Raw genomic sequence first — 25111 nt, 5'->3', positions numbered from 1 at the left:
ACACGTGAAGGGGGCGCACCGCAACGCGGCACGCCCCCGATTGCACTCCGACGGCGTCAGTCCGCGCGGCGACCCCGGCGGGAACGAAGGATCCCACCCACGATCAGCGCACCCGCGGCGACGAGCAGCGTACCGAGCACCGAGACACCCGTCACGGCGAGCGCCGACACCCCGCCGCGGGGCGGCTCCTGCGAGACCGGGCCGCCCTCGATCGGCTGATCGATCGGGATGATGACCGGCTCCTCGACAGCGGGAGCCTGCACCGTCACACGCTGCCAACCGAGTACGTCACCGGCCGCCGAGTACACCGCGACACGGTGCTCACCGAGCGCGAGACTCGACGGGGTGCTCACGCGCAGGGTCGAGCCCGAACCCACGGTTCCGGTGCCGAGCACCGCCGGCGTGGAGAACGCGAACACGTGCACCGTCTCGCCCTCGTGACCTGCCGGCACGGCGACCGTCAGCTCAGCCCCGGCGACGAACGGGTTCGGTGTCACCGCGATCTTGCCCTCGAGATCGGCGGCCAGATCGGACTCGGCCGGCGTCCAGCCCGCATCCTCACCGATCACGACGACGGCATCGAGCGCCTTGCCGTCACGCGAACCGATCGACTGCACGAACGACAGACCGTACGACCCGGAACCGGCCAGCGGCTCGGTGAGCGCCACCGTCCACGTGCCGTCGGCAGCGACCTCCGCCTTCCCGAGCAGCACGCCGTCGGACTCGACGCGCACCGACGCACCGGCGTGACCGCGCCCGGAGAGCGAGGCGATCCGACTGTCGTGCGGGTAGACGCTCGCGAGATCGGTCGTCACCGCGAAGCCCGCCCCCGTCGCGTCGATGTCGACACGGTTGTAGAGGAACTGGTCCGCCTTCAGGGCGTGATCGACGATGCGGGTTTCGCCGACGCATCCGTTCCAGCCGTGCTCGGGCTCGGAATCCCACGTCGACGCGCCGATGATCCACGGCATGAAGTTCGACGCCATCATCCCGCCGACCTGCGACGCATTCCGCAGCACCGGCACCCCGTCGACGTACATGATCGCCGTGTCCGCGATCGGGTCGTTGACGATGGCGACGTGGTGCCAGGCGCTCTGCATGATCTCGCCCGACCAGAGCGTGTAGCTCTGACCGCGATCGGAGGTGGCCGCCGAGTACTGGTACTCGCGCAGGCTGGAGATACCGAGCCACGCGACCCCCGCACCGGGGTCGGAGCTGTCGGCGATGCCGGTCCACGCGCGAGACCCGCCGCGGGTCAGCGCGGCGCTCCAGCGGTTGGCGCTCTCGGTCCAGCTCGCGTCGAGCTGCAGGAACGTCTCGATCGTGTACCCGTCCTCCGCGTTCAGATCGACGAACGTCGCCGGAGCGCCGTACTCGGTCGTGATGTACGACAACCGGTCCGGTCCACTCGGGTTGCGGGTCGCGCCGGTGAAGCAGATGGCACCCGGGTCGGCCGAGTACAGCGCCCGGTTCGTGTGCGTCACGTTCACATCTTCGAGAAGCTCCGGGTGATCGGTGGTGTCGACCGCGTTGCGGTACATCGGGCTCGAGCCCGCCACATCCGGGATCACCGTCGTCTCATCGACGACGCCCGTCGCCACATCGCCGAAGCGCCAGTGCGCGACGGTTCCGTCGACCTGCGGGTAGTCGCTGGGCGCGCCCGCATCCGCACGAGTGCCGCTTCCGTCGCCGCCGACCCATCCTTCCGACACGATCTCCTTCGCGCGCTTCGACAGGTCGGCGTTGTTCTCCTCCGCCGCATCCGTCGTCCAGCCGAACCGGCCGTTGAAGTCGAACGCGAAGCTGAACGACTGGCTGGGGCCGGTGAGCACGGGCGTATCGGATGAGGCCCGCGAACCCGCGTCCTTCTTCGTCACCCACGGCGACACCGACTCGACGTCGATCTTCTGGTTGCTCAGATCGAACTCGAACAGCGTCAAGATGCCGTTGCCGCCGTCGGCGGCCATCTGGTAATCGGTGAGGATCTGGTGCACCGGGTGACCGAAGTCGTTGGTCAGGGTGCGTTTGGTCGCGCCGTGGAAGTGACCGTTGACCGTCAGCATGATCTGGTCGTTCTTGCGGATCAGCCGGTCCCAGAGCAGGTCGCCCCACCACCAGGACGCGGGCGACGCCTGGTCGGCGGCGATGTTGATGATCGCGTGCGACGACAGCACGACGGGGATGCCCTTGTTCTGGTCGAGGATGCCCTGCGCCCACGCGAACGTGTCATCGGAGGCGTTCCACGCGATCGCGAGCGACATCCAGGTGTGGCCCTCGGCCTCGAACAGGTACGCCGACGAGAGTCCATCCTGGAACGTGCCGAGCAGCGTGCTCCCGGTCGCCGCCGACTGCGCAGCCATCGCGGACGCACCGAAACGCGCGCGGTAGTTGGCGGAGATCCCGGTCGACGAACGGGCGTTCATGTCGGAGACGTCGTGGTTGCCGGGAAGGATCGAGTAGGGCACTCCCCCGGCGGTGAGCATGTCCATGGCCTTGTCGGCGGCTTCCCACTCGCCGGTCACACCCTGCTGGTCGACGACATCGCCGACGTGTACGGCGAACGGCATGTTCAGTTCACGCTGGTTGTCGACGATCCACTGGGTCTGCACCTCGAACGGGTTGGTGCCGTACTTCGGGGAGAACTGCGACGCGCTGTACCGCGAGTAGAACTGCGTGTCGGGGAGCACGGGAAGGATGAAGCTGGAGCCGTTGTCGGCGTCGGGGGCGGTCGGTGGCGTTGCCGCCGTGGCGACCGTGGCACCGGTGGTGGCGAGGCCGAGAGCGACGGCGGTACTGACGACCGCGGCGAGCGTTCGACGCAGGGCGCGTCGAGGGGCAGGTGATTTCACGGGGTTCCTTGCGAGAAGTGGGAAAGCGGATGCGGGTCAGCGCGCGGACGGAGCGGATGCGGGTCCGTAGACCTCGAACTCGGAGAGCGACATCCAGGTGGAGGTCGATTTCGTCGTGATGACCACGCGGGCGCCGGTCGCAAGCACCGGCTCGCTGTCGACCGTCAGCTCGAGCTGCGGGGTCGCGTTCGTGTACGGCCAGGTGAGGTTCTTCGCCGGAAGGTCGACCCATCCGCCGGTGAGGTTCCGGTACTGCACGGTCGCGGTGCCCACGTTGAGCTTCGCGTCGGCGCCGCGATCGAACACGGCAGCGCCGGTGATCTGCTGCGGCTGATCGAAGAAGTACGTGGCCCGGTTCAGCGTCACGCGGTTCGCCGCGCCGCCGCTTCGCCAGTCGGAGAACCCGACCCGGTCGCGGTTGCCGTCGTTGAGCGCGGAGCCCTCACCGAACAGCACGCCGAAGTGGATGCCCGGGCCCCGCGCGATGTTTACCTGCTCGGTCGCCACGATCGTCACGACGAGCGATGCGGAGAATCCGCTGCTCGCTGCCGCCGGCACGGTGAAGGTTCCCGGCTGGGCGGCCGCCGCATCCGTGATCCCCGTCCAGTCCCAGACGACCGGGGCCGACACGGTCGCGGAAGACCCCGAGACCCGGCGCTCGACCCGCGCCGGCTCGAGCATGCGAAGCTGCTTCACCGTGATGCCGACGTGACCGCTGATCGTGGCGGGGATGGCGTCGCCGAGCGAGCCGACGACGTACTGCGCACTGACGGGCACGGTCTCGCCGAGCAATCCGACGCCGGTTCCGGAGACCGTGACGGTCCCCTCGGACTGCCACACCTCGGGGGCGGGCATGTTCCACGAGATCGACGTGAGTGCGACCGTCGCCCCCCAGCTGTACCGTGCCGTGCGCTCCGACGGCAGAACCGGGATCGCGCCCAGGTCGGTGCGACCCGAGAAGACCGCCACCTCCGGGGTCATGGAACGCAGCAGCCACTTCTGCACGGCGGCGGTTCCCGAGTCGTAGGTCTGGATCTGCGAGGTGTCTGCCGTCTTCCAGTCGTACATGTCGAGCGCCGCGGTGCGACCCTGCCCGTCGGGCTGAACGTTGTGGAGGTAGACGGCACCCGATCCGGCATCGACCGCGACCCACTGCGCGTACGGGTCCTGTGCGGCGGCGACGATGTCGACCGTCCGAGCGGAGAGGAAGCGGGGAGCCGCCGACTCGTTCGCGTTACGGACGAGAACCTCGCCCTCCGGGTTCGCGAACACGTACGTCGCCGTCTTACCCGTCACCGGGTAGGCCGTGATGGTCTGTGCGACGAGGTCGGGGCCCTTCGTGCCGCGGGTGAAGATCGCCGCAGCGGCGGGCTGGTTGTCGGCGCCGGTGAGCTGGGCGCGATCGTTGCCGATCTCGAGCACCTTGCCGCTCGCGTGGACACTCTCGATCAGCATCTGCTGCGGGGCGCCCACGCCCGCAGCCTCGGTCAGGGCCAGCGCCGCGGGGGCGGGAGCGGCGGCGGAGACACCGAGAACGAGGGCGAGCGCCCCGGTCACAGCGGTCAAGATACTCAGTCGGGTTCGGCTCGTTGTTCTCATTCGCATTCTCATCTGTCGGGAGTCGCGCTCGGGTGCGCGGTCCGTCAAGCAACGTAACGACGCCGAACGACCGTCCGTGAACGAGAAGAGCCCGCGAAGTGAACGCGACCTGAGCTACGGGAATCAGGGCTGCCGGTGGCCCGACCTAGAGTGGGCGTGTGGCAGACGGCGAACGGGGTAAGGGCTACTGGATCACGCAGATCTCCGTGCTGGGCGGCTTCGGCGTCGTATCTCTGGCCACCGGCATCTTTCTGTGGGTTACGGACTTCGACAACCACGCCGGCGACGGATTCATGGCGCTGCTGGTCAGCATCCTCTTCTTCGCCGTCCTGTACCGGGTCACGCGCATGTACCGCGCGATGTCGGAAGACCAGCGCGCGGCGTACGCGTGGGCGATCACCCAGATGCACGCGGCCGGCGTCGGCAGCGACCGAGACATGATGGCCGTCGCCGCGCGCGCCCGGGCGGGCACGCTCGAACCGGATGAGGTCCGCGCCCTCGAGACGATGCGGCCCGGGCACCCCTACCCCGGCGGCGCGCACCCGCAGGGACAGGCGCGTCCGGGCCCGCGCCAGTACGACACCCCGCGACAGGCGACCGCGTGGACCGCTGCCACGATCACCGGGTTCGTGCTCTCGTTCCTCCCCGTGCTCGCGCTGATCGGATTCGTGCTGAGTGCGGCGTCGTTCCGGCACCTCGGCCGCACCGTGCAGCCGCGGCGACTGGCCCTCGCCGGCATCCTGATCTCGATCGTGATGATCGCCGCGACGATCGCGCTGCTGGCGTACTTCGCGGCGCTCGGCAACGCCAGCATCTGCGCCGACCTCGGCCCCGGCGTGCATCTCCATAACGGGCACGAGTACACCTGCGAGTAAGGGTGTGGGTCTGGGGAGTGCGGGATAGTCTCGGCAGGCCGCCGGATTCGACGTGATCGAAACGCACCGCCGCGCCACCCGCGGCGAGAGACCGGTGGGCGCGGTGATCGGTGAGCGTCGCCGCACTCCTCCTCCCCAGGACGCTGGTTCGGGGAGTTCTCCGCAGGTCTGGAATGAGGCGCTGATCTGGGATGTCGATGTCGGAGGCCCTTCGTAAAATTGGGGCATGACAACGAGCACGTTCATCGGATTCAGCGACGCGGAGACCTCGACGCTGGCCGACATCGTGCACGCGGCGAGCACCGCGAACGCGCAGGTCGCGGCGGGGCAGGCGCGCATGAGTCGGGCGCTCGCTCGCGCTCTCGAGCTGGCCGAGCAGCACACGGCGCACGCATCCTCGTCGGTGAAGGCGACCGAGATGGCACTGCGTTCCATCGCAGCCGAGCTCGCCGGAGTCATGCGCAGCTCCGACCGTTCGATGCAGCGGCAGATCAACGACGCGGCGATGCTGGTGGACGGATTCCCCGCGACGCTCGATGCGTGGGAGGCGGGCACGATCACTCGCGCTCATGTGCAACTGATCACGGAGCTCGGGCGGCCGCTTCCGCCCGAGGTGCGGGCCGAGTTCGAGCAGCTCGCACTGATCCGCTGCGAAGACGAGACCGCGGGGCGCCTGCGGGCGGAACTGGCGATCCTCGCCGAGCGGCTGCATCCGCGCACCCTCACCGAGCGGCACGCGGAAGCCCGTGAAGGTCGCTGCATCCGCACATTCGTCGTCGGCGACGGCATGTCGGGGCTGACCCTCATCGCACCGACGCTGCACATCGACGCCATCTACGACCGACTGACGCAGCAGGCCGCGGCCACCGTCGACGCGCGCGGCCAGGCCCGCGAGCGGATGCGGGCGCGGGCTGCGAGCGGCGCGGCGGGTTGTGGTGACGCAGCGGGCGGTGTCTTCGATCAGGACGAGATCGTCGCGTCAGACGCACGCACGGTCGACCAGCTTCGGGTCGACCTGCTCACCGACATGCTGCTCACCGCGCAGCCGGGTGCCGACCCCACACGCGCTGATGACGGGCCCGGCGCGCTCGGCGCCATCCGCGCGAAGGTGCAGGTCGTCGTGCCCGCGCTCACCCTTCTTCGCGGCGACGAGCACCCCGCCGACCTCGTCGGTCGCTCACCCATCGAAGCCGAGACCGCGCGGCTTCTCGCCGGCACGGTCGATGAAGCGTGGGACCGCCTGATCACCGACCCCGTCACCGGCGCCGTGCTGCACACCGACGCGCGACTCGCGAGTGCACCGATGCGCCGATTCCTGGGTGCCCGCGACCGACACTGCCGTTTTCCCGGATGCCGCGTGCCCGCCATCCGCTGCGAAATCGACCACACCGTCGACCATCACCTCGGCGGCCCCACGGCTGTCGACAACTGCGAGGCCCTCTGCCAACGCCACCACAGCATGAAGCAATTCACCGCCTGGCGCGTGCGGCAACTCGGCGGCGGGGTACTCGAATGGACCTCCCCACTCGGCGCCACCTACATCGATACCCCACCCGCCCCGACCGTGCACTTCATTCCCGACGATCCCGGCGGGCCTCCCCCACCGTTCTGATCGATGGGTCGACCCTGCCGTTCGCGTGAGGGTCAGCGAACCCGCATCCGGGTGCGACCGGCACGCAGGCGGGAGTACTCGACCGACACGACCGCGACGATCGCGAGCACACTGACGCCCGCGAACAGCATGATCCTGGCGAGACGAACGTCAATGAGCGATCCGTCCGCGGCGAGCACGATGCCTGCGACGAGCAGCAGCATCCCGATCGTGGCGGCGAACACGGCAAGAGCGGTGGGGCGGGGACGAACCATGAGGACTCCAATGTCCACGGCGATCCAGCGAGGAGCTCTGGTTCGGCGAGCATACCGGGCATCCACCCGCATCCCGCAACGCCGCGCAGACTGTGGACAACCGGAGGCGACGACGCGAACTCGCCGATCAGGCCGGAACCTCGCTCAGGCCGGCGCCTCGCTGCGACTCACCACGCCCGCGAGGAATCCACCGACGAACGTGTCGCCGAGGCCGATCGTCGTCGGCGACGCCGTATCGATGACGTGGGCGGCGACGCCCGCCGCATCCGGCACCGCACCCTCGACGGCCGCCACCACGGCCAGCCCCCCGGGATGCCGGGGCAGCTCCCCCGTCACGTCGAGATCCGCGCGATCGAACACGTCACCGAGCCGGTACCGGGTGGCCGCCATCCGCACCGCGCTGTCGAGCGCGGTGCGCGTCGTCGCGGCACTCGGTCCGACCCCGATCGCCCAGTACCGCGTGTGCACGACGACGACGGGCGCCGGAATCAACCGGCGCACCTCCGCCAACGCCGCGACGACATCATCGGGGTCGAGTAGATCCACCGGACGCTGCACGTACTCCTGCAGTTCGTCCTCGTTCATGCCGTACACGTCGATCCACGGCAGCAGGTGCGCCCGGATCGTCTCGGCGAACTCCCGCACGTAGAAGCCCGCGTCCTCGTAGTACACGAGGGCGTCCTCCGGCAGCCGCACCATCGCTGCAGTCAGCTCACCCAGCCGTCGCACGAGCAGATCGTGGTCCTGCATCGTGTTGAATCCCGACACCAGAAAAACGCGCGCGTCGGCGAGCGCATCACCGAGATCGGCCGCGATCGCCATCTCCCGGTTCGGTGGATCGTTCGCGAAGATCAGCCGATTCGGGGCCGGTGAGACGACCTCGCCATCGACCAACCGCACGACCGTCGCCGCCGGGTACTGCACGATCAGGTGCGGATCGAGCGTGTCCTCGGTCGCCGAACAGACCGACGTGATCGACGCCGGCAGCAACCGCCGCACGTTTTCGTCGATGCTCACCAGATGCTGCACGGTCGCAACGCCCACCTGATCGAGCGCGAGCCCCGCCCGCACCCCGGTGCCGCCGAGCGTCACCTTCGTCGTGAACCGAGACGCGAACCTCTCGAGCGTCTCCGACGACTCGACGAAGAACTCGCCGCCGGCGCCGGTCGCCACGAACGCGAGGATCGTGACGACCAGCGACCGTTCATCGGTGATCGGCGCGGTCGCCGACAGCTCACCGACCCGGATCGCGTACGAGCGGGCGAGCTCCTCGAGCACCCGAGGATCCCAGTGCACCTCGAAATCGACGGTGCCGCCGAGCCCGAGAACGAGAGAACTACCCATGACGCGATCCTGATCCTCCTGCGGCGTTAGTACAGCGACGCCTTGCCGGCCGCGCCGAACAGATCGATCTTCTCGGCCGCGGTCACCTTCATCGCCGCGATGGCCTCCGGCTGGATCGCGTTCGGCTCGCGCAGACGTTCGTCGGTGCCGAGGATCTCGCGCATGCGGTTGTGGTACGACACCTTGATGTCGCTCGAGATGTTGATCTTGTTGACGCCGAGCGACACGGCGCGGGCGAGTTCCGCATCCGGGTTCGACGACCCCCCGTGCAACACGAGCGGGATGCCGACGGCCGCCTTGATCTCTTCGAGCAGGTCGTGACGCAGTTCCGGGTTCTTATCGGCCGGGTACAACCCGTGCGAGGTACCGATCGCGATCGCGAGACTGTCGACGCCCGTCTCGGCCACGAAGCGCACCGCATCCTCCGTGTTCGTGTAGATGATCTCCGCCGCGCCCGACTCGCCGTAGCTGTCGTTCGCGCCGATCGTGCCGAGTTCGCCCTCGACCTGCACGCCCACCGCGTGGGCGGCCTCCACGACCTTCCGCGTCAGCGCCACGTTCTCATCGAACGGCAGCAGCGAGGCGTCGATCATGACCGAGGTGAACCCCGCCTGGATCGCGACGATCATCTGCTCGTACGTGCCGCCGTGATCCCAGTGGATCGCCACCGGCACGCTCGAGCGGTGCGCACGGGCGTGCATCGCCTGGATCAGGTCGGTCGTGACGTGCGAAACCTCATCGGGGTGGATCGCGATGATGACCGGGGCGGCCTTCTCCTCGCTGATGTCCATGATTCCGTTGAACATCGCCCAGTCGCTGATGTTGAACGCCGGGATGGCGAAGTTGTGGTCGTTCGCGACGTCGAGGATGGACTTGCCGGTGTACAGCACTGTGGTTCTCCTTCGTGTGAGGTGGTTCGAGGATCGGAAAAGCGTCAGCTCTTCACGGAGCCGGCCGTCAGCCCGCTGATGAAGTAGCGCTGCAGAACGAGGAACAGGATGAGCACCGGGATCGAGCCGAGAATGCTCATCGCCATGATCTGGTTCCACTCGTACGAGTGCTGGCCCATGAGCAACTGGATGCCGATGGGTACGGTGCGCATGTCGGTGGTGCGCGTCAGCGTCAATGCGAACAGGTACTCGTTCCACGCGATCATGAACGTGTAGATCCCGACCGAGACGATGCCCGGAACGGCGATCGGCACGAGCACCCGCCAGAGGGCCGTGAACGACCCGGCACCGTCCATGCGCACGGCCTCGTCGAGCTCGCGCGGCAGCGTATTCAGGTAGCCGGTCATCATGATGATCGCGTACGGCAGCGTGAACACCATGTACGTGAGGATCAGCCCCGCGTAGGTGTTGTAGAGCCCGAACCCGACCATCAGGCCGAAGTAGGGGATCAACAGCGTGATCGGCGGCACCGCCTGCACGCTCACGATCACGACGTTCAGCACCCGCTTGCCGCGGAACTCGAACCGGCTGAACGCGTACGCGGCCTGGATGGCGACGAGGAGCGTGAGAATCGTCACCGCCCCCGCGACCACGTAGCTGTTGATGAAGAACCGCACGGTCTCGGGGTTCGTCAGGATCGCCGCGTACGCGTCGAACGAGAACGATTCGGTGATCAGGCGCGGCGGCAGCTCGAAGATCTCGCGATTCGACTTGAACGAGCTCGACAGCATCCAAAGCACCGGGGCCGCGGCGAACACGGCGCCGAGGAGGAGGCCGATGATGACGCCGGCGCGGGCGAGGCGGGTGCGTTTCTTCGCGCGGGTACCGGGCCGCGGGCGGGGGCCCGCGATCAGCGCCGCATCCGATCGGGTCCGCGACTTCGTGGAGATCGACATGTCAGTCCCTCGCCTTCTGGTGACGCACGTAGAACACCGCGAGCACCATCGACATCAGGAGCACGAGCACGGCGGACGTCGCGGCTTGCGCGAAGTCGTAGTTCGCGAATGCGAGCTTGTAGGTATAGGTGCTGAGCACCTCGGTCACATCGATCGGCCCGCCCCCGGTGGTCATCCAGATGAGGGCGAATTGCTGCGACGTCCAGATGAGGTCGAGCAGCAGCAGGCTGATGATGATGGGGCGCAGCTGGGGGATGGTGACGTTCCAGAAGCGCTGCACACTGCTTGCGCCATCGACGCGGGCGGCTTCGTTGAGGTCCTGCGGAATGCCCTGGAGCCCCGCGAGCAGACTGACCATGAAGAACGGGTACCCCGCCCAGATGTTGATGAACGTCACCGTGCCGAGCGCGAGCTGGGGGGAGGCGAGCCACTCGATGTTCGAGTCGAGCAGGAAGTTGATGATGCCGTTCGGGGCGAGCAGCATCCGCCACAGCACCGCGATCACCGCGGCGGTGAACAGCCACGGCAGCACGTAGATGGCCCGGAAGATCGCCCGCGGCACGGCGCTGATCAGCGGGCTGTTCAGCAGCATCGCGAAGGTCAGTCCCAGCACGAGGTGGGCGGCGACGCTCGTGACCGTGAAGATCAGCGTGTTGCCGGTCGCTTTCCAGAACCCCGGGTCGGTGAGGATGGCGACGTAGTTGTCGAAGCCGACGAGGTCGGTCGACGAGCCCATGATCGCGCGGTCCTGGAACGAGTAGCTGATCACCATCACGATCGGCACGATCATCAGCACGAACAGAAGGATGAGCGTGGGGGCGAGGAATCCGTAGGACTCCGCGGCCCGCCGCAGGTGGCGGCGCTTCTTCGCCGCCGGCACGCCAGTGACGAGCGTCTCGGTATCCGGAGCCGTCAGTGATCGCATAGTCATGGGAACGCCTTTGTGAGGGGTCGGGTGCCGCAACCCAGGGGTGCGCGGCACCCGACCCGGTCGGGAGGGATCAGAACTCGGCTGTCCAGGCGGTCTGCGCCTTCTCCAGCGCATCCGGGATGGACTGCTGCCCATCCAGCGCCGCCTGGAACTGCTCGCCGAACTGGCGCATGAGCTCCTCGGCGACGGGGAGTCCGGTGAACTCGTTCGCCGGGTATCCCGCCTTGTAGATCTCGAACGCCGTCGCGAACAGGTCGTCGTCGGCGACGAACTCGGGAACCGACTTCGTGTTGCCGGGGAACGCGTTCGCCATGGTCGACAGCTTCGAGTTCGTCTCCTCGCTCATCAGGTACGAGACGAGCTTGAACGCCGCGTCTTTGTGCTCGGAGTTCTCGGCGACGCCGATGCCCCACGACGCGTACGGGATGCCGCGTTCACCGGTGTAGTCGTCCTCTGCCGGGATGGCCGAGATCGAGAACTTCAGGTCGGGGTTCGTCTCGCGGATGAGGTTGATGTGCGCGAGCGAGTCGATCATCATGCCGACCCGGCCGTTCGTGAACTCCTCGACCTTGTCCTGCTCCTTCATCGTGAAGCTGCCGGAGGCGATCGCGCCCGAGTCCCACAGGTCGCCGATGAACTCGGTGGCCGAGGTCACGTCGTCGTTCGTCAGGTCGGGCTGACCGTCGGCGAGCATCGATCCGCCGGATGCCCACACCCACGACATGACGTCGTTCTGCACACCGTTCGGCGCCTCGAGCGACAGCGGGAGCACCCATCCGGATGCGTCATCGCCGAGCGCCGAGACCTTCTCGGCCGCATCCGCGAACTCGCTGCGGGTCGACGGCGGGGCGTCGATTCCTGCCTGCGCGAGCAGGTCGTCGTTCGTGAACATCGGGTAGACGAAGTTGACCACCGGGATCATGTACGTCTTGCCGTCGACCTGCACCTGGCTCGCCAGTTCGCTGTCGTCGTAGCCACTGTCGGCCATCAGCGTGCTGAGGTCGGCGATGACGCCCTGCGAGGCGAAGTCGTTGACCCACGCGCCGTCCAGACCCACGACGTCGGGCATCGTTCCTGACGCCGCCCCGGCGAACAGCTGCTCCTTCGTCGACGCGTACGGGCCGCTGACGAGGTCGACGGTGATGCCCGGGTTCGCTGCTTCGAAGTCGTCGATCAGCGCACGGAACTCCCCGTCGGGCAGCTCCGGTTCCCACCACTGCGCGAACTCGATGGTGACGTCACCGTCCGCGCTCTCTCCTGATCCGCCGGAACTGCACGACGTCAATACGACGACGGCCGCTGCGGTGGTTGCGATGCCTGCGAGCATCACTGCTCGGCGGTGCATGCGCCGATGTATAGCCATGGTGTCTCCTCTTCGAGATCCTGCGGCATTACGCGCTCTTCTGCGGGTTTCTGCCTCTTTCAGCATGAGTATGCAGGGGAAACTCGAACGAGTCAACAACTTTCCTGCGTGCGAGGGGCTCCGTTGCCGCGTGACGGCGTGCTGTTTCCTGCACGAATTTGCGCGGCATCTGCCGCAATGTGCTAGATATGTCGGGATGGAAGCTCAAAATCCCGAACGAGGCCGCCGCCTTCCAGCCGGCCGCAAAGCCGACCTGGCCGCGTACGTCCGCCAGTTCGGCCGGGTCACGGTCGCCGACCTCGCGGCCCACTTCGGTGTCTCGATCGACACCATCCGGCGCGATCTCGATCAACTCGACCGCGAGGGCGCCCTCGTGCGCACGCACGGCGGCGCGGTGAGCGCCACCGAGGGCCCCGGGCGCGACCGCGGACTCGATGTCAGACTCCGGATGCAGGTCACCGAGAAGGACAAGATCGCGAAGCTCGCCGTCGAGCTAGTGAAGGACGGCTCCGTCCTCATGCTGAATGCGGGAACGACGACCCTGGCCGTCGCGCGGGCGCTGCGCAACCACCGCGACCTGACCATCGCGACCAACAACCTGCGGGTGCCGAGCGAGATCTCCCCCACGGTCTTCCGCGATCTCTACATCTTCGGCGGGGCCGTTCGCACCCTCACCCAGGCGACGACCGGACCCGTCTCGCTGCCGATGAGCGCCACCAGCCCCGAGGTCGACATCCGCTGCGACATCGCGCTCGTCGCCGTCGGTGCGGTCGACGAATCGGGCTACTCCGCCTCGAACCTTGGCGACGCGTCGATGATGGCCGAGATGGTGCGCCGCGCCGACCGCACCGCGATCCTCGCCGACTCGACGAAGCTCGAGCGCCGCCTGTTCGCACAGGTCGCCCCGCTCGACGGCGTGGACTACCTGATCACCGATCAGGAGCCGCCCTCCGGCCTCGCCGCGGCGCTGTCCGCCGCGGGGGTCACCGTCCTCACCCCCTGACTCCCGGCCGCGCGCCGGTTACGGTGGAGGGGTCGATGAAGAGGGGGAGCTTCGTGACCGACAACATCTCCGCATCCGGTGCACCGACGGGCGCGACGCCGGCGGGCTGGTACGCCGATCCGTGGGCGCCCGGCGTCGTCCGCTACTGGGACGGCGCCGTGTGGACGCCGCACGTGCAGGCTCCGCACGTGCAGGCGCCGCCCACGCGCACCCCCGAGGTGAACACGCAGACCGTGTGGATCTGGCTCATCGCGCTGCTGCCGCTGGTGTCGGTGCTCACGATCGTAATCGTGCCGTGGCGCTCGATCCTGGAAGAGACCATCGCGGCGAGCATGGACCCTCGGCGCGCACCGTTCGCGTCGCTCGGCATCTACACCTCGCCCTGGTACCTGCTGGCGATGTTCGTCGGGATCGTCCTCAGCGGACTGATCGTGTGGTTCGCCTATCTCGACCACCGCGAACTGCGCGCCCGCGGAATCGACCGGCCGTTCCCGTGGCCGTGGGCGTTCCTGAACTCCGTCTACGCGGTCGGGCGCGCGATCGTCAGCATCCGCCGCACGGGCCGCGGAGCGGGCGTGCTGTGGGCCGTGGGCCTCGCAAACCTTGCTGGATTGATCGCCGGCGGAGTCATTGTCGGAATCTCCATCGAGGTCACCCTCGACTCGATCACCGACATCGTCCGCTCGGCGAACAGCTACCGCTGAGCACGTCGGCCGCGGCGATCAGTCGCTCACGCGAGCGAAGCGGGGGCCGCGATAGCCGTCGCGGTCGACCTCCTCCACGAACATTTGAAGGGGGCGCACCCATGACCCGCCGTCGCCGTACAGCTGGCGGTAGAAGACGTGCCACTCCTCGGTCTCGCTGTGCCGACCGACGCCGATCACTTCGTACCGCGCGCCGCGGAAGTGCGCGTACACGCCCGGGGACACCGCATCCGGGGTGCCCTGATCGTTGCCGTCCATCGTCGTTCCCCTCGATTCGTTCCCTCGAGCGTAGGGCGGCGGCGGGTCGTAAGCTCGACCGGTGACGAACCGCAGCCGCGCCCAGGCCGAGCGACCCCGGCCGCCCCGCATCACGCCGATCGTCGACGTCACGCGCGAACCGATCGAGTCCGCGAGCCTGTTGACGCACTCGAACCTCGAGCTGGTCGAGATCTCGGGAGACCTCACCGGCGTCGACCTCGAGGGAATCGGGCTCAGCGAATCGCTTCTGCGCGACATCTCGGCGCGCGAGCTGCACCTGCGCTCCGCGTCGCTCGTCGAGACCCGGCTCGAGCGAGTCGACGCACCGGTGCTGGGGGCAGCGTCCCTGTCGCTCCGCGACGTCGTCGTGCAGGACTCCCGCATCGGATCCGCCGAACTCTACGACTCCACCTGGCAGTCCGTGCACGTCACCGGATGCCGCCTCGGCTACCTCAACCTGCGCTCCGCGCGCCTCACCGACCTGCTCTTCACCGACTGCACGATCGACGAGCTCGACCTGAGTGCGGCGGTCGTCAGCCGGATGGCGTTCCGCGACACGACCGTCCGCGCGCTCACGCTGCACGGCGCGCGCCTCACCGACGTCGACCTGCGCACCCTCGACCCGGGGCGCATCGACGGCATCGAGGGCCTGCGCGGCGCGAGCCTCAGCACCGATCAGCTGCAGGCGCTCGCGCCCGCTCTCGCCGAGGCGCTCGGTATCCACATCGCCGACTGACCGGATCAGCTGGTCGCGTACACGTTCTCCGAGATCTGCACCGCATCGTCGGGCGGGATCCCGTCGTCGGGGTACACCCGGAAGCTGCCGCCCGGCCCGCTCGTGGCGAACTCGCCCGCAGGTTCCGTGCAGCCGCTCGCCCATTCCTTGCTCTCGGGGTACTGCACGAGACAGATTCCGCGTTCGGTGCGCAGCAGCCACAACCGCGTCCCCTCGTACTCGCCCACGAACCGCACGCTCGATTCGTCCGCGCCGTCAACCCAGGTCACCGACCCCGGAATCGCATCGTCGGCCGACGGCTCCCGGTCGAGGTCGGACCAGCGCGTACCGCCCGCACACCCGGTGAGTCCGAGAGCGGCAACCGCCAGACTCGCGGCCAGCGCAGCTACGCGGTGTTTCGGAGACATGCCTGAACGATACGCCCGAGCCGTCTCGCCGAGCCACGATACGGTGAGCCGTCATGACCAGCCCGAAACGCAGCAAGCCGTGCGCACACTGCGGACGCCCGTTCACCGACAGGAAACGGTGGAGCGGCCGGGATCAGTGGGACGAGGTCAAGTACTGCTCGGCGTCGTGCCGCGCCGCGGCGGCCCGCGACCGACGCGGTCACGCGGACTGAGGGGCACTTCGGGGAGATCGCCCAGCCGTCCGCCCTACGCTGGATCGACGCCGCCCGCACACCGACCGGAGGGGAACGGATGCACGCCCGTCCTCCCGCGCGGCGCCAGACCCGCCGGCCCCCCGCGCGACGCCGGCGCACCCGGCGGGCGTGGCTCATCGCCGTCGGCATCCTGATTCCCGTCCTGATCGGCGGCGGCCTCGTCTGGGGCGGCGGCTTCGCATTCACCGCACTCGCGGCCGCCCTCGACGACGCCGTCGACGGCGTGACGGTGCCGGCCTTCGACCCGGATGCGGCGCTCCCCCCGGCGCCCGTTCCCCCGAACATCGCCGGGTACGGCGTCGAGCAGCTCGGCAACGCGTGCACCATCCTGCGCGCGGGGCGCGACCTCGGATTCGACGACCGCGACCAGACCATCGCGATCATGACCGCAATGGGCGAGTCGTCGCTGCGCAACATCGACTACGGCGACTGGGAGACGAGCGGGGTCACCAACCCCGACGGCTCGCGCACGACCTCGATCGGGCTCTTCCAGCAGCAGGACAACTGGGGAACCCGCGAGCAACGCCTCGACGCGTACACGGCGGCGACCCTCTTCTACCGGGCGATGGCGGCCCGCGTTCCCGACCGCGCCGCCCTCGATCCGACGATCGTCGCGCACAATACGCAGATCAACGCCGACGCCAACCACTACGCGCGCTACTGGGACCGCGCCGTCCGCGTCGTCGCCGCGCTCGGCGGAACGCCGCTCGCAAACGACAAGCTCGACGGCATCCCGCTCTGCCCCGCGGGGTGAGCGCGGACGTTCTCGGCTCTTGTTGACAACTTCTCCATCCGAATCCGCCGCCGCTCCGAATGACATGCGGCGATGCGCTTCACCGATGGTCAGCGCGTCTTGCGGGGGAACAAGAACGCGACCTCGTGGAGAACATCGCCGTGGGGATCGCGTAGCGGCGACGGCCGGACGCGAAGCGTGGGCTGCCATGTCGTGGGGGGATGGCAGCCCGCCGGCCCTTCCCCGTGCGTCCGCGCTCCGCTCCGCAGCGTGATCAGCGGGGCGGGGAGCTCGCCGACGTCGGCACCTCGACGGGGATCGAGACCCGCCACCGCCGCTGCACCCCGTCGACCACCGCGAGCGCCACGAACCCCGCGATGAGCTTGTCGGGCACGGACACCATGAGGTTCGACACGAACACCGACCAGACCATGGCACCGCTCAGACCCAGGATCCGGTGCATCAGGGTGTCGGCGGAATGCCCGGCGCCGCCCTCGAACATCAGCATCAGCAGGGGCACCGCCACGAGCGTGCACGTTACCGCGACGAGCAGATTGAGCGCGAAGAACCGCGGCACGGTGCGCGCGAGCCCGAGGCGTGCGCCGTAGCCCCAGACGAGCGCGCCCGCGATGTTCACCAACACGAAGGGCGCCGCATCCGGGTTGCCCACTGCCGCACCGCTGAGATTCGTGATCACCGCGACCAGCACGCCGAACCACGGCCCGAGCGCGATCGCGGCGACCGACGTGCCGATCATGTCGAGATACAGCGGCAGGTGGAGGCTCGGTTCGATCGTGATCGCGATGAGGTTCACGAGCACGGATGCGGCCAGCACCGCAACCACGAACCTCCCCCGGGTGAGCGACCGGCGCGTGTCCGTGCCGGCTCCCGTCACGGCGACGTCGCTGGTGTCTGCGGTCGTGGTCGCCGGCCGTTCGGCACGGGCCCGCGCCGCGCGGCACCGCGCGACCCAGCGGTCCACCGCGGCGTCGCCTTCGCCGAGCACGGCGGCGATCTCGCCGACGAGGGTCGCGCTGATGCGCGCCCGACCGGGGCGGAAGACGTCGTAGACGGTGCTGCGCGCCAGTCGGGCCGCCGACGCAGGCATCCCGGCCGCCTGCCGTCGCTCGGCGACGCGTCGAGCAATCTCGGCGTACGACACGTGACCGGCATCGGCGCGCAGCGCCTGCAGATCGCCCGCGATGTCGTCGAAGGTCTCGCTCGTGCCGTCGTCCACATCCGCCCCATGTGTCTCGTGCTCGCGGTCGTTCCCGCGATCGCAGCCTAGCGACCGGGGTGTCCGAGATTGTCCGGGAATCGTCGAAACGCCCGCCGCCGCGCGGGGCGAGGGGATACGTTCGGCGGGTGCGAGATGCTGCCGCGCGCCCACCGTCGGGGGACGTGCGCGAACGCGGCGGCCAGCACGGAGCCGCGGGCTGGCATGACGTCCTGGGGGAGCATGGCAGCCCGCGGCGTTCCCCCCGCTGCGGGCGCGTAGGCCCCTGCGACGCGGCGCCGCGGCACATGAACCCGTATGACGACGGAAGTCCGGATGCGTCACACCCGGTGGGGGCGCCGCACCGCCCGGTGCGACGCTCGGGGCCATGGCCCACCGCACCCTTCGCCGTCTCGTCCCCCTGGCTGCCGCCGCATCCGTCGCCGCTCTCGCGCTGACCGCGTGCAGCGGCTCCGCCGCCGCCCGGCCCGCCGCCGACGCCCAACTCGTCAAGGGCGGCACGATCGTCTACGCCCACCAACAGGAGCCCTCCTGCATCTTCGGCGGCTGGATCGAGCAGGCGTACATCTCGTACCAGGTACTCGACAGCCTGTTCTCGCTCGACGCCGACGGGAACGCGGTGCCGTGGCTCGGCGAATCGTGGGAGGTCTCCGACGACGGACTCACCTACACGATCGCTCTGAAGAAGGGCGTCTCGTTCACCGACGGCACCCCCGTGAACGCCGAGGCCGTCGCGTACAACTTCGACTACTGGGTGGGCGGGGGCAACAGCACGGCCCGCGTCTGGCTCGGCGGCTACTACGAGTCCGCGGAGGCCGTCGACGACACGACGGTCGCCATCCACCTGTCGCGCCCGTACACGAACTTCATCCAGAACCTCACGCAGGGCTACTTCGGCATCCAGTCGCAGCACGCGCTCGAAACCCGCACCGACGAGGAGAACTGCGCCGCGCCCATCGGTTCCGGCGCGTTCACGGTCGAGGAATGGAACCGCGGTCAGAACGTCATCCTCGCGCGCAACGACGACTACACGTCGTGGCCCGCGAACGCCGAGCACACCGGACCGGCGTACGTCGACACCGTCGACTGGCGCTTCGTCGCCGACCCGACGACGCGCGTCGCGGCACTCCAGTCCGGCCAGGCGAACCTCATCTACGACGTACCGGCGACCTCTTGGGAGACGCTCGACACCGCCGGGTACACCCTCGAGAAATATGTGACGGCGGGCCGCCCGCAGCAGATCTCGTTCAACACCGCCGAGGGCCCGTTCGTCGACGAGAACGTGCGGAAGGCCTTCGTCTACGCGCTCGACCGAAAGCAGATCGTCGACACGATCGGGCAGGGCGTGATCCCTTACGAGGGCAACGGCGCCGTCAGCCAGACGACCCCGGCCTACAGCCAGGAAGCCGCCGACCTCTACACGTACGACCCGGAGAAGGCAGACGAGCTGCTGGATGCGGCGGGCTGGAGCGAGACCAACGCCGACGGCTACCGCGTGAAGGACGGCGAGGTGCTCGACGTCCTGCTCCCCTACGGCGCCGGCTCCATCATCAACACCGACGGCGCCTCGATCCTGCAGGCCGTGCAGGAGCAGGCGAAGGCCGTGGGCTTCAAGGTCGAACTGCGCCCGCTCAGCCAGGCCGACCTCTGGGGCGGCGACTACAGCACCCCCGACTCGTACGACCTGTCGGTCGGGTACTGGACGGCCATCAACGCCGGCATCCTCTACATCAACTGGCGCCCGAGCACGGACGATGATCCGAACTACTCGAACTCCGCGTTCTACAGCGACCCCGAACTCGAGCGACTCATCCTCGCCGCGAACTCGGAGGCCGACCCGGCAACGCAAAACGATCTCTACGCCCAAGCGCAGAACTACATCGCCGACCATGCCACCTCGGTCGGCCTCTACGACCGGCTCAGCACGCTCGCCGTCAGCCCCGACCTCCAGGGCGTCTGGCAGGAGCACGCACAGGGAGGACCGACGTTCTATGACGCTCACTTCGTCGAGTGAGCCCGCGCTCGAGGTCCGCGCACCCGCGCGGGCCTCGAGCTCCCGCTCACGTCTCGGCCGCCGCGTCCGCCCCCTGGTCGGCAGCGTCGGCAGCGCGATCATCGTGCTGTGGGGCGCCGCGACCGCGGCGTTCCTCGCCCAGCTCGCCCTCCCCGGCGACCGGGCGACCGCCATCCTGAACATCCGCACCGGCCAGGCGCAGCAACGCACGCCCGACGAGCTCGCCCCGATCATCGCGCAGTACGGACTCGACCAGTCCGTGCTCACGCAGTACCTCGGCTACCTCGGCGGGCTGCTCCGCGGCGACCTCGGCACGTCGTATCAGCAGTTCCGTCCGGTGTGGAACATCATCTCCGAGCAGCTCGGCGCGACGCTCGCCCTGAGTCTCAGTGGCATCGCCCTCGCGTGGCTGATCATGGTGTTCTGGGTCACCCTCACCGCGGTTCGGAGCCCCCGCATCCGCGCATTCGGCTCGGGCGTCGACACGCTCGCGGCCGGCCTCCCGCCGTACTGGCTCGGCATTCTGCTGCTGCTCGTGTTCGCCCTGCAGCTGCGCTGGTTCCCCGTCATGGGCGGTTCGGGCATCGAGGGGCTCCTGCTTCCCGCGCTGACCCTCGCCATCCCGCTCGCCGGCTTCATGGGCCAGGCGACCCGGGCCGAGTTCGAACGGGTCCTGCAGCAGCCGTTCGTGCTGAGCGCCCGGATGCGGGGCATGGGCGACCTCGAAATCCGGCTCCGGCACGTGCTCCGGCACGCCTCGATCCCCGCGATCACGCTCACCGGCTGGGCGATCGGCGCGACCATCTCGGGCGCCGTGATCGTCGAGTCGATCTTCTCCCGGCCCGGAATCGGCGACACCCTCGTCACCGCGGTCAGCTCGCAGGATCTGCCCGTCGTCACCGGGATCGTCGTGCTCGTGGCTCTCGTCTACGTGCTCGCGAACGTGCTCGTCGACATCCTTTACACCATCATCGACCCGAGGATCACGACGTCATGACGACCTTCGATTCCCCCCGGACGGATGCGGCGGCCCGCGCACCGCGTCGCCGCATCCGGATCGATCTCGGGGCGACCGCCTCCGTGCTCGTACTGGTGTTCTTCGTCGTGGCGGCCGTCGCTCCGGCGCTGCTCGCCACGCACTCCCCGACCGCGCAGGACTTCGCGCACGCTCTGCAGCCCCCGTCGCTGCAGTTCTGGTTCGGCACCGACGAGGGCGGCCGCGACCTCTACAGCCGGGTCGTCTTCGGGTCGCGTGAGTCGCTCGCGATCGGCGTCGGCGCCGCCGGGCTCGCGATGGTCATCGCGCTCGTGCTCGGCACGCTCGCCGCCCTCGGCGACCGGGTCACCGCCGCGATCGTGAACCGCGTGCTCGAGGTCGTGTTCGCGTTCCCGACGCTGCTGTTCTCGCTGCTGCTCGTCGCGATCCTCGGCCCCTCGGCCGGCACCGCCATCCTCGCCGTCGGCGTCAGCACCGCACCCGGTTACGCCCGGATGGTGCGCGGTCAGATCCTGTCGGAGCGGAACGCCGGCTACGTCGAAGCCGCCCGGGCGCTCGGCCACGGCCGGTGGCGCATCACCCGGCAGCACATCCTGCCGAACGCCATGCGCCCCCTCATCGCCATCTTCACGATGTCGATCGGCCAGTCGATCGTGTGGGCCTCCGGCCTCGCCTTCCTCGGCCTCGGGGTCGCCCCGCCGTCCTCTGAATGGGGCGCCCTCCTCGACGCCGGCCGCGCCTACCTGCTGCAGGCGCCGTGGCTCACCGTCATCCCGGGGCTCGTGATCCTCGTGCTCGCCCTCACCGCGACGACGGTCGGCCGCTTCATCCAGAACCGCCTCGAAACGGGAGAGTGACATGACACTGCTCGATACGAAGCCCGCGGCCCCGGCCGCACCGGTCGACCCGGCACGGCGCCTGCGCGTCGACAACCTCGAGGTCGGGTTCACCCGCGACGGCGAGACGCGGTCGGTGGTCCGCGGGGTGTCCTTCGACCTGCACGCGGGCCGCTGCGTCGCCATCGTCGGCGAATCCGGTTCCGGCAAGAGCGTCACCGCGCGCACGCTCGTCGGCCTCACCGGCGCGGGCAGCGTGCAGAGCGGACGCGTCCTGCTCGGCGCGGCCCCAGATCAGGGCCACGAACACGTCGCCGACCTGACCGCGCAGTCGGAGCGGGGCTGGCGCCGCATCCGGGGCCGGCGCATCGGGTTCATCCAGCAGGACGCCCTCGTCTCGCTCGACCCGCTCCGGCCGGTCGGGGGCGAGATCGAGGAGTCGCTGCGCCTGCACGGCTGGGGCGACCGCGCCGCCCGGCGGGCGAAGGCCGTCGAACTGCTCGCGAGCGTCGACGTGCCCGCCCCCGAGCGTCGCGCACGGCAGCGGCCCGGCGAACTCTCGGGGGGACTCCGCCAGCGTGCGCTGATCGCCTCCGCGATCGCCCTCGACCCTGACGTCGTGATCGCCGACGAACCCACGACCGCGCTCGATGTCACGGTGCAGGCGCAGGTGCTCGCCCTGCTCGACGATATGAAGGCGCGTGGCGCGTCGCTCGTTCTCATCAGCCACGACCTCTCCGTGGTCGCGCACCTCGCCGACGAGATCCTCGTGATGCGCGGCGGCGAGGTCGTCGAGCAGGGGCCGGCCGACGTACTGCTGCGGCATCCGCAGCATCCGTACACGCGGAGCCTCATCGACGCAGTGCCGGGCGGACACACCCGCGGCGAGCGCCTCGCGCCGCAGATCGCCGCGCCGCCGAGCCTCCATCTCGCGCGCGCCGACACGCTCTCCGGCACCGCCACGACGGACAGGGCCGAGCCCGTGCTCGAGGCGCGCGGACTCGTCAAACGGTTCGCGGCGCCCGACGGCACGCCCACCGTCGCGGTCGACGACGTCAGCTTCACCCTGCACCGGGGCGAAACCCTCGGCATCGTCGGCGAGTCGGGGTCGGGCAAGAGCACGACGGCGCGCATCGCGCTCGCGCTCGAGGCCGCGGATGCGGGCGAGGTGCGGTTGCTCGGCCAGCCGTGGACGGCCGTGCCCGAATCACGACGGCGGGTCCTCCGCCGTCGCATCTCGGTCGTCTCGCAAGATCCGCTCAGCTCGTTCGATCCCCGGTGGAACGTCGAACGCATCCTGCTCGATGCGATCCCCGCCGACGCCGGCCTCGGGCGGGGCGCCCGCGTGCAGCGCGCCCGGGACCTGCTCGCACAGGTCGCCCTCCCGCCCGAGACGCTGCGACGGTTCCCGCTGCGACTCTCGGGGGGCCAGCGTCAACGCATCGCGATCGCCCGCGCGCTCGCCCCCTCCCCCGAGATCGTCGTGCTCGACGAGGCCGTGTCCGCGCTCGACGTGTCGGTGCAGGCGCAGATCCTCGACCTGCTCGTGGATCTGCAGAACGACTACGGCCTGAGCTACCTCTTCATCTCGCACGACCTCGGCGTCATCCACCATATGAGCGACCGCGTGCTGGTCATGAAGAACGGCGTGGTCGTGGAGAGCGGCACGTCCGAGCAGATCTTCGTGGCGCCCGCGCATCCGTACACGCAGGAGCTCGTCGGAGCGCTGCCCACCCTTGATCAGAAGCCCGTCGATCAGAAGCCCCTCGATCAGAAGAGAGCGAACTCATGACCCGCCCGCTGCGTTTCAACGCCTTCGTGATGCACACGAACTCCCACATCCAGCACGGCCACTGGCGCCGACCCGACGCCCGGCAGGTCGACTTCCAGGACGTCGATCTCTGGATCGACCTCGCCCGGCTGCTCGAGGACGCCAAGTTCGACGCGATGTTCTTCGCCGACGTGACGGGGCTCTACGGCGACGCGGATGCGGACTTCGAGGTCTACGCGCGGCACGGCCTGCAGATTCCGAGCCACGATCCGACCGTGCTGCTCGGCGCCCTCGCCGTCTCGACCACCGATCTCGGGCTCGCGCTCACTTCGAACGTCGCGCAGAACCACCCGTTCAACTTCGCCCGGCAGGTGTCGACCCTCGATCACATCTCGCGCGGCCGGATCGCGTGGAACATCGTCACCGGCACGCAAGACAACGGAGCGCGCAACTTCGGGCTGCCGCAGTTGACAGACCACAGCGAGCGCTACCGGTGGGCGCAGGAGTACGTCGACGTGGTCTACAAGCTGTGGGAGGGCTCGTGGGACGACGGAGCGCTCCTGAAAGACAAGGAGCGCGGCATCTACGCCGACGCGAGCAAGATCCACAAGATCTACCACGAGGGCCCGCGCTACCGCGTCGAGGGTCCGCACCTCCCCTCCCCTTCCCCGCAGCGCACACCCCTGCTGTTCCAGGCCGGGTCGTCGGCGTCGGGGCGCCGATTCGCCGCAGCGAACGCCGAGGCGACGTTCATCATCGCGCCCTCGCCCGCGATCGCGAAGCGCCAGATCGACGAGACCCGCGCCCTAGCCGTCGAGTACGGGCGCGAGCCCGACGACATAACGTTCTTCCAGGGTCTGAGCTTCATCATCGGCGACACCGAGATCGAGGCGCACGAGAAGGCTGAGGAGTACGAGCGGTACGCGAGCACCGAGGGCTACCTCGCGCACTCGGCTCTGGTCGATAAGACCGGTCGCGTGTACGACCCGAAGACGCCGTTGAAAGACATCGACACGAACACGGCACGCGGGTTCTTGTCGTGGACGTCGCAGGCTGTCACCGACCGAGAGCCGCTCGTCGAGGATGTCGCGCTGATCAGTAGGCGAAGCTCACGCGTGGTCGGCACGCCCGACCAGATCGCCGACCGGCTCGTCGAATGGCAGGCCGCCGGCATCGACGGGGTGAACGTCGTCAACTGGGTGCTGCCGGGTTCGTTCGAAGAGTTCGCCGAGAAGGTGCTGCCGGTGCTGCGCGAGCGCGGACTCGCCCAGAGCGAGTACGCGCCGGGACCGCTCCGCCAGAAGCTGTTCGGGTCGCCGCTGCTCAACGAGCGCCACCCCGCGGCCCGGTACCGCGGGGCATTCGCGCACGGAGCGACGACCTGGGCAGAGGCCGACGACCTCCGCGCGCAGGGTCTTCTTCCGGCCGCGGTCTGACTCGTTCCGACTTCCCACCCCCGCGCGTCGGATTCGGCATCCCGCGTGGGTG

Annotated in this window: 23 protein-coding genes; 12 read left to right on the top strand and 11 right to left on the bottom strand. The window is 69.0% G+C overall.

Annotation, left to right across the window (positions count from 1 at the left end; all coding sequences use genetic code 11):
* Positions 1–56 precede the first annotated feature (56 nt).
* Entirely contained in the window at positions 57–2849 is a 2793-nt protein-coding gene (locus tag LQ938_RS02765) for a LamG-like jellyroll fold domain-containing protein (RefSeq protein ID WP_223721652.1), read from the bottom strand.
* A gap of 36 nt (positions 2850–2885) precedes the next feature.
* On the bottom strand, positions 2886–4415 hold the full coding sequence (locus LQ938_RS02760; protein ID WP_223721651.1) for an Ig-like domain-containing protein: 1530 nt from the start codon (positions 4413–4415) through the stop codon (positions 2886–2888).
* A 191-nt stretch (positions 4416–4606) separates the two neighbouring features.
* Between LQ938_RS02760 and LQ938_RS02755 the strand changes: the two genes are divergently transcribed.
* Both LQ938_RS02755 and LQ938_RS02750 read left to right on the top strand, forming a co-directional pair.
* Positions 4607–5323 (top strand): hypothetical protein, encoded by a 717-nt coding sequence (locus LQ938_RS02755; RefSeq protein ID WP_223721650.1) that lies wholly within the window; start codon positions 4607–4609, stop codon positions 5321–5323.
* 226 nt (positions 5324–5549) lie between these two features.
* A complete protein-coding gene (locus tag LQ938_RS02750; RefSeq protein WP_223721649.1) occupies positions 5550–6935 on the top strand; it encodes an HNH endonuclease signature motif containing protein in 1386 nt (461 codons plus the stop codon).
* Positions 6936–6967: 32 nt separating this feature from the next.
* Here the strand turns inward: LQ938_RS02750 and LQ938_RS02745 are convergent, their stop codons facing one another.
* From LQ938_RS02745 to LQ938_RS02720, 6 genes are all read right to left on the bottom strand, one after another.
* Positions 6968–7189 carry a hypothetical protein gene (locus LQ938_RS02745; RefSeq protein WP_223721648.1) on the bottom strand — a complete coding sequence of 74 codons (222 nt, stop codon included), beginning with the start codon at positions 7187–7189 and terminating at the stop codon, positions 6968–6970.
* A gap of 144 nt (positions 7190–7333) precedes the next feature.
* Positions 7334–8533: an ADP-dependent glucokinase/phosphofructokinase gene (locus LQ938_RS02740; RefSeq protein WP_223721647.1), complete on the bottom strand. Its 1200-nt coding sequence runs from the start codon at positions 8531–8533 to the stop codon at positions 7334–7336.
* Between the two features lie 26 nt (positions 8534–8559).
* Positions 8560–9423, bottom strand: a complete 864-nt coding sequence (locus tag LQ938_RS02735; protein WP_223721646.1) for a ketose-bisphosphate aldolase — start codon at positions 9421–9423, stop codon at positions 8560–8562.
* Between the two features lie 44 nt (positions 9424–9467).
* Entirely contained in the window at positions 9468–10379 is a 912-nt protein-coding gene (locus LQ938_RS02730; protein WP_223721645.1) for a carbohydrate ABC transporter permease, read from the bottom strand.
* Position 10380: 1 nt separating this feature from the next.
* A complete protein-coding gene (locus tag LQ938_RS02725; protein WP_223721644.1) occupies positions 10381–11310 on the bottom strand; it encodes a carbohydrate ABC transporter permease in 930 nt (309 codons plus the stop codon).
* Between the two features lie 70 nt (positions 11311–11380).
* Positions 11381–12655: an ABC transporter substrate-binding protein gene (locus LQ938_RS02720; protein ID WP_223722527.1), complete on the bottom strand. Its 1275-nt coding sequence runs from the start codon at positions 12653–12655 to the stop codon at positions 11381–11383.
* A gap of 214 nt (positions 12656–12869) precedes the next feature.
* On the opposite strand from LQ938_RS02720, the gene LQ938_RS02715 reads away from it, so the two are divergent.
* Both LQ938_RS02715 and LQ938_RS02710 read left to right on the top strand, forming a co-directional pair.
* The gene (locus tag LQ938_RS02715; protein WP_223722526.1) at positions 12870–13676 is read left to right on the top strand and encodes a DeoR/GlpR family DNA-binding transcription regulator; all 807 of its coding nucleotides are present in this window, start codon (positions 12870–12872) and stop codon (positions 13674–13676) included.
* A gap of 53 nt (positions 13677–13729) precedes the next feature.
* Positions 13730–14380, top strand: a complete 651-nt coding sequence (locus LQ938_RS02710; protein WP_223722525.1) for a DUF2510 domain-containing protein — start codon at positions 13730–13732, stop codon at positions 14378–14380.
* A gap of 18 nt (positions 14381–14398) precedes the next feature.
* Here the strand turns inward: LQ938_RS02710 and LQ938_RS02705 are convergent, their stop codons facing one another.
* The gene (locus LQ938_RS02705) at positions 14399–14638 is read right to left on the bottom strand and encodes a DUF1653 domain-containing protein (protein WP_223722524.1); all 240 of its coding nucleotides are present in this window, start codon (positions 14636–14638) and stop codon (positions 14399–14401) included.
* A gap of 61 nt (positions 14639–14699) precedes the next feature.
* Here LQ938_RS02705 and LQ938_RS02700 point away from each other — a divergent pair, with 61 nt between their 5' ends.
* A complete protein-coding gene (locus tag LQ938_RS02700) occupies positions 14700–15374 on the top strand; it encodes a pentapeptide repeat-containing protein (RefSeq protein ID WP_223722523.1) in 675 nt (224 codons plus the stop codon).
* A 5-nt stretch (positions 15375–15379) separates the two neighbouring features.
* Here LQ938_RS02700 and LQ938_RS02695 read toward each other — a convergent pair whose 3' ends face one another.
* A complete protein-coding gene (locus LQ938_RS02695) occupies positions 15380–15781 on the bottom strand; it encodes a hypothetical protein (RefSeq protein WP_223722522.1) in 402 nt (133 codons plus the stop codon).
* A gap of 53 nt (positions 15782–15834) precedes the next feature.
* Between LQ938_RS02695 and LQ938_RS15505 the strand changes: the two genes are divergently transcribed.
* On the top strand, positions 15835–15993 hold the full coding sequence (locus LQ938_RS15505; RefSeq protein ID WP_223722521.1) for a DUF2256 domain-containing protein: 159 nt from the start codon (positions 15835–15837) through the stop codon (positions 15991–15993).
* Positions 15994–16072: 79 nt separating this feature from the next.
* On the top strand, positions 16073–16789 hold the full coding sequence (locus LQ938_RS02690) for a peptidase M23 (protein WP_223722520.1): 717 nt from the start codon (positions 16073–16075) through the stop codon (positions 16787–16789).
* 253 nt (positions 16790–17042) lie between these two features.
* Here the strand turns inward: LQ938_RS02690 and LQ938_RS02685 are convergent, their stop codons facing one another.
* Positions 17043–18005 carry a hypothetical protein gene (locus LQ938_RS02685; RefSeq protein WP_223722519.1) on the bottom strand — a complete coding sequence of 321 codons (963 nt, stop codon included), beginning with the start codon at positions 18003–18005 and terminating at the stop codon, positions 17043–17045.
* 367 nt (positions 18006–18372) lie between these two features.
* On the opposite strand from LQ938_RS02685, the gene LQ938_RS02680 reads away from it, so the two are divergent.
* From LQ938_RS02680 to LQ938_RS02660, 5 genes are read left to right on the top strand one after another with little or no spacing between them, the layout of a single operon-like run.
* Positions 18373–20019 carry an ABC transporter substrate-binding protein gene (locus tag LQ938_RS02680; RefSeq protein ID WP_223722518.1) on the top strand — a complete coding sequence of 549 codons (1647 nt, stop codon included), beginning with the start codon at positions 18373–18375 and terminating at the stop codon, positions 20017–20019.
* Complete coding sequence (locus LQ938_RS02675; protein WP_223722517.1) at positions 19997–21016, top strand: ABC transporter permease; 1020 nt, start codon at positions 19997–19999, stop codon at positions 21014–21016. The genes LQ938_RS02680 and LQ938_RS02675 overlap by 23 nt, the downstream gene beginning before the upstream one ends.
* Entirely contained in the window at positions 21013–21873 is an 861-nt protein-coding gene (locus LQ938_RS02670; RefSeq protein WP_223722516.1) for an ABC transporter permease, read from the top strand. The genes LQ938_RS02675 and LQ938_RS02670 overlap by 4 nt, the downstream gene beginning before the upstream one ends.
* Position 21874: 1 nt before the next feature.
* Positions 21875–23644, top strand: a complete 1770-nt coding sequence (locus tag LQ938_RS02665) for a dipeptide ABC transporter ATP-binding protein (protein WP_223722515.1) — start codon at positions 21875–21877, stop codon at positions 23642–23644.
* Entirely contained in the window at positions 23641–25059 is a 1419-nt protein-coding gene (locus tag LQ938_RS02660; protein ID WP_223722514.1) for an NtaA/DmoA family FMN-dependent monooxygenase, read from the top strand. Before LQ938_RS02665 ends, LQ938_RS02660 begins: the two co-directional genes overlap by 4 nt.
* The last annotated feature ends 52 nt before the right edge of the window (positions 25060–25111 follow it).

This window comes from Microbacterium sp. cx-55 (assembly GCF_021117345.1).
Classification (GTDB): domain Bacteria; phylum Actinomycetota; class Actinomycetes; order Actinomycetales; family Microbacteriaceae; genus Microbacterium.
This window is presented reverse-complemented; position numbering and strand designations above follow the sequence as displayed.